Genomic DNA, 1,578 nt, shown 5'->3' on the forward strand with positions numbered 1-1,578 from the left:
CGAACCGCCGCCGCCCGATGCCGGACCGAATCCCGGCGGGCTCGAACCGGTCGGCCCGCCGCCAGCCGCCGACCAGGAATTCCTCAACGAGGCGACGGGAAAGACCAAGCCGACGTAGCAGAATTTTCCTGCGCCACTTTGATGTATAGATTCACTGACACCCTCCGGCAAAGGAGGGTGTCAGTCACGACATGCTTGATCGAAGCTGAATCACGTCCAGCAGATGCAAGGGCCATTGGGATAAAGTCTGCCACAGCCAATCGCGCAACGATCATTGCCTGGATCATTGGGGCCCTTTGTGGGGCCATTCGTCCCGCTCTTAGGTGTCTGAGCAACAGTTTGAATAGACATTGTGCCAACGAAATTCGAACTTGCCGCGAGCGGTGCGCTAAGCGCGACGGATACGGCTAAAAGAAATCCGGTTTTCATCGTTTTCTTCTTGGATGTTGCGAGAAGGAAACGATGAAAAGCGAACTATGATATTGAAAGTAAAATCTTATGAAGCGATGATGAGCTGTGCCAATTTTCAGATCAAAGACTTAGATGCAACTTTGCGCTCTCCGCGTCGATGAAGGGTCGCCAACTATGCAAGTAACGGTTTCAGATTCGGAGTGGAGGCAAATGTCGAAACCTACGACGCCTGCGACCAAAGGCGCGCGAGCCGATTCGTCAGCGTGCCACATCTATTGCCTCAGCCGGACGGGAACATGGACAGGGGCCTGACCAGGAGGTTGGAGACGCAACAGTATGGCTGAACGGCTCGCAACTCGTACCGCCGTTATCTGAGCATCAAGATCAGCCGCGCTGGCGACACCAACATTGTTGGCTCCGAGGATGATCATACCCGGCTGGATTTGCTTCGTTGCGGCGTCGGACGATGAATCAACACCGGTGATCACCAGTCCCCTTGTGTCCTCACGCACGCCAAGGCGCACGGCAAGCTGCGGTGTCAGCGGAGTGACCGCCAGTCCCAGCGCCTTTGCAGCGAGGCCCTGGGTGGCGATCGCGGGCTGGTTCTGGTCGTCCTGGGCGCCACCCTGGCTTTGACGCGGATCGAAATTCTGTTGCAGGATCTGCTCGTCCGAGGGGCGCTTGGCGACAACCGGGTATACGGTCCTGGCCTTGCCGTTGCGCAAAATGTCGATCGCGACTTTGGTGCCGGGTTGGGTGTTGGCGATGATCGTCGAGAGCGAATTGTCGGGTGTGACCTTCTGCCCGTCGATGCGAAGGACGACGTCACCTTCGCGCATGTCGGCGGCCGCGGCGGCTCCGCCCGGCACCACCGAACGGATGAATTCGCCCTGGTTGTGCGGGATGCCAAGGGCGTCGGCGAGATCTTCGCTCACCGGCACACGGTCGACCCCCAGATAACCCCGATCAATCGCCACGCCCTTGATCAGCTTTTCGACGATCGGAGAGGCGGTTTCCGCCGGGATCGCAAAGCCGATCCCGACCGAGCCGCCGGTGGGTGAGATGATCGCGTTGTTGATCCCGATCACCTGGCCCTTCATGTCGAACATCGGGCCACCGGAATTGCCACGATTGATCGAGGCGTCGGTCTGGATGTAGCGGTCATAG

At 58.7% G+C, this 1,578-nt stretch carries 1 protein-coding gene; it reads right to left on the reverse strand.

Annotated elements, in window-relative coordinates:
• Window positions 1–683: 683 nt before the first annotated feature.
• Window positions 684–1,578, reverse strand: an 895-nt coding sequence (locus tag ABL922_RS14935; RefSeq protein WP_349024997.1) for a PDZ domain-containing protein, incomplete at its 5' end; no start/stop codon positions are given.

It is taken from the genome of Sphingorhabdus sp. (assembly GCF_040079335.1).
Classification (GTDB): domain Bacteria; phylum Pseudomonadota; class Alphaproteobacteria; order Sphingomonadales; family Sphingomonadaceae; genus Sphingorhabdus_B.